The 4,062-nt window shown below is 67.0% G+C and carries 1 protein-coding gene; it reads right to left on the bottom strand.

The features are described 5' to 3' along the window. A partial coding sequence (locus tag ACXJKJ_RS29940) for a beta strand repeat-containing protein (RefSeq protein WP_457394939.1) occupies positions 1 to 4,062 on the bottom strand: 4,062 nt, incomplete at both ends.

Below are 4,062 nucleotides of genomic sequence, written 5' to 3'. Positions count from 1 at the left end.
GGGTGCTGGACAGCGAGCGCAGAGCCGCCGTCGTCAGCGACTTCATGTCGGCGGCTTCGATGGCGGACAGCTGGTCGGTCGACAGGTTCTGGGCCTGGGCCGAGCTCAACGCGGCCACCTGGGCCGTTCCCAGGGCCGTCATGTCGCCAGCCGTCAGGCCCTTGACCTGGGCCGTCGTCAACGTGGCGATCTGGGCCGTCGTCATCGAACCGACTTCGTCGGACGTCAGCGACTGGACCTGATCGGAGCTCAGGCCGCGCAGCGCATTGGTCGTGACGGCGCGCAGATCGGCCGTCTCCATCTTGGAGAGCTGATCGGTGCCCAGGGCGCCGAACTGGTTGGAAGACAGCGTGGCGAACTGGGCCGAGCCCATCGCGTTGAGGCTGTCGGTGACCAGGTTGCTCAGCTGGGTCGTCGTCAGCGCCTGGATCTGCGAGGTCGACAGGCGGGCGATCTGATCCGTCGTCAGCACGTTCAGGTCATCGGTGCTAAGGCTGACGATCTGCGGGCTGGTGGTCAGCGCATTGAGCTGGGCGCTGGTCAGCGCCCGCAGCTGATCGCTGGTCAGGCCATCGATCTGGGCGCTGGACAGCGCACGCAGGGAGGCCGTCGTCAGCGACTTCATGTCGGCCGCATCGATGGCCGAGAGCTGGTCCGTGTTCAGCGCAGCGGCCTGGGCCGAGTTCAGCGCCGCCACCTGGGCGGTGCCGAGCGCCGTCATGTCGGCGGCGGTGAGACCCTTGACCTGGGCGGTCGTGAAGGCCGTCACCTGGCCCGTGGACAGGCTGGACACCTCGTCGGAGGTCAGCGACTGGACCTGGTCGGAACTCAGGCCGCGCAGCGCATTGGTCGTGACGGCACGCAGGTCGGCCGTCTCGAGCTTGGACAGCTGGTCGGTCGTCAGCGAGCCGAACTGGCTGGAGGACAGTGTCGCGAACTGGGCCGAGCCCATCGCGTTGAGGCTGTCCGTGGCCAGGTTGGACAGCTGCGTCGTCGTCAGCGCCTGGATCTGCGAGGTCGACAGGCGGGAGATCTGATCCGTCGTCAGAACGTTGAGGTCGTCCGTGTTGAGGCTGACGATCTGCGGGCTGGTCGTCAGCGCGTTGAGCTGGGTGCTGGTCAGGCCACGCAGCTGGTCGCTGGTCAGGCCGTCGAGCTGGGTGCTGCTCAGGGCGCGCAGGGCGGCCGTCGTCAACGACTTCATGTCGGCCGCGTCGATGGCCGACAGCTGGTCGGTGGACAGCGACTGTGCCTGAGCCGAACTCAGCACGGCCACCTGGGCGGTGCCCAGGGCCGTCATGTCGGCAGCCGTCAGGCCTTGGATCTGGCTGGTGGTCAGCGAGCCGATCTGGGCGGTCGTGAGGCTGGACACCTCATCGGAGCTCAGCGTCAGCACCTGATCCGAGGAGAGGCCGCGCAGCGCGGCCGTCGTGACGGCGCGCAGGTCGGCGGTTTCCAGCTTGGGCAACTGGTCAGACGTCAGTGAACCGAATTGCGTGGAATTCAGCGATGCGAACTGGGCTGTGCCCAGGGCGTTGAGGTTGTCCGTCGTCAGGTTGCTGAGCTGAGTGGTCGTCAGCACCTGGATCTGGGCAGTGGAAAGCTTGTTGAACTGGTCGGACGACAGGCTGTTGAGATCGTCCGTGTTCAGCGTGCGGACCTGGTCGGTGGTCAGCGAGTTGATCTGGCTGGAGCTCAGCGCGCGCAACTGGTCCGAGGTCAGGCCGTCCAACTGGGTGCTGGACAGGGCGCGCAGGGCGGCCGTCGTCAGCGACTTCATGTCGGCCGCCTCGATGGCTGACAGCTGATCCGTGCTCAATGCGGCCGCTTGGCTAGAGCTCAGCACGCCAACCTGGGCCGTGGACAGGGCCGTCATGTCACCGGCCGTCAGGCCCTTGACTTGCGTGGCGGACAGCGAAGCAATCTGTCCCGTGGACAGGCCCGCCACCTCGTCGGAGGTCAGCGTCAGGATCTGGTCGGAGCTCAGGCCCGCCAGTGCCGCAGTCGTGACGGCGCGCAGATCGGCCGTCTCCATCTTGGGCAACTGGTCCGACGTCAGCGAACCCAGTTGCGACGAATTCAGCGTGGCGAACTGGGCCGARCCCATCGCGTTGAGGTTGTCCGTCGTCAGGTTGCTCAGCTGAGCRGTCGTCAGCACCTGCACCTGGGCGGTGGAGAGCTTGTTGAACTGGTCGGACGTGAGGCTGTTGAGGTCGTCCGTGTTCAGCGTGCGGACCTGGTCGGTGGTCAGCGAGTTGATCTGGCTGGAGCTCAGCGCGCGCAGYTGGTCSGAGGTCAGGCCGTCGAGCTGGGTGCTGGACAGSGMRCGCAGRGCSGCCGTCGTCAGCGACTTCATGTCGGCGGCTTCGATGGCGGASAGCTGGTCGGTCGACAGGTTCTGGGCCTGGGCCGAGCTCARMGCGGCCACCTGGGCGGTACCGAGCGCCGTCATGTCGCCGGCCGTCAGGCCCTTGACCTGGGCCGTCGTCAGTGCGGCCACCTGGGCAGTGGTCAACGAACTCACTTCGTCCGAGCTCAGCGACTGGACCTGATCGGAACTCAGGCCGCGCAGTGCAGCGGTCGTGACCGCGCGCAGGTCGGCCGTCTCCATCTTGGAGAGCTGGTCGGTCGTCAGCGAGCCGAACTGGCTGGAAGACAGCGTGGCGAACTGGGCCGAGCCCATCGCATTCAGGCTGTCGGTGACCAGGTTGCTCAGCTGCGTGGTCGTCAGCGCCTGGATCTGCGCGGTCGACAGTCGGGCAATCTGGTCCGTCGTCAGGACATTGAGGTCATCGGTGTTGAGGCCGACGATCTGCGGGCTGGTGGTCAGCGCGTTGAGCTGGGCGCTGGTGAGGGCGCGCAACTGGTCGCTGGTCAGGCCATCGATCTGGGTGCTCGACAGGGCGCGCAGGGCGGCCGTCGTCATCGACTTCATGTCGGCCGCATCGATGGCGGACAGCTGGTCGGTGTTCAGTGCCGCGGCTTGAACCGAACTCAGGGCGGCCACCTGGGCGCTGCTCAGCGCCGTCATGTCGCCGGCCGTCAGGCCCTTGACCTGGCTGGCCGACAGCGAGGCGATCTGGCCGGTCGACAGGCCGGCCACCTCGTCGGAGGTCAGCGTCAGGATCTGGTCGGAGGTCAGGCCGGCCAGGGCCGCGGTCGTGACGGCGCGCAGGTCGGCCGTCTCCAGCTTGGGCAACTGGTCGCTGGTCAGCGAACCGAACTGGGCCGAGCTCAGCGTCGCGAACTGCGATGAGCCCATCGCATTGAGGCTGTCGGTGGCCAGATGGCTGAGCTGGGTGGTCGTCAGCGACTGGGCCTGGGCGGTGGACAGCTTGTTGAACTGGTCGGACGTGAAGCTGTTCAGGTCGTCGGTGTTCAGCGTGCTGACCTGGGCAGTGGTCAGCGAGTTGATCTGGCTGGAGGAGAGGGCGCGCAGTTGGTCGGAGGTGAGGCCATCCAGCTGTGTGCTGGTCAGGGCGCGCAGGGCGGCCGTGGACAGGAAGCGGACGTCGCCGGTCTCGATGGCGGCCAACTGGTCGGTGTTCAGTGCCTGGGCCTGGGCCGAGCTCAGCACGCCGATCTGGGCGGTGCCCAGGGCGGTCATGTCGCCGGCCGTCAGGCCCTGCACTTGAGATGTGCTGAGTGAGCCGATCTGGGCGGTCGTGAGGCTGGACACCTCGTCGGAGCTCAGCGTCAGGATCTGGTCGGAAGAGAGGCCGCGCAACGCGGCGGTCGTGACCGAGCGCAGGTCGGCCGTCTCCATCTTGGGTAACTGGTCCGACGTCAGCGARCCGAACTGGCTGGAGTTCAGCGTCGCGAACTGGGCCGAACCCATCGCGTTGAGGTTGTCGGTGGCCAGGCTGCTCAACTGGGCCGTCGTCAGCACGGCGACCTGGGCGGTGGAAAGCTTGTTGAACTGGTCGGACGTGAGGCTGTTGAGGTCGTCCGTGTTCAGCGTGCGGACCTGGTCGGTCGTCAGCGCGTTGATCTGGCTGGAGGTCAGGGCGCGCAGCTGGTCGCTGGTGAGGCCGTCCAGCTGGGTGCTGGTCAGGCCGCGCA

This window comes from Roseateles sp. P5_E1, assembly GCF_054049335.1.
The sequence above is the reverse complement of the archived record's forward strand: the minus strand, read 5'-3'. Positions and strand labels throughout refer to the sequence as shown.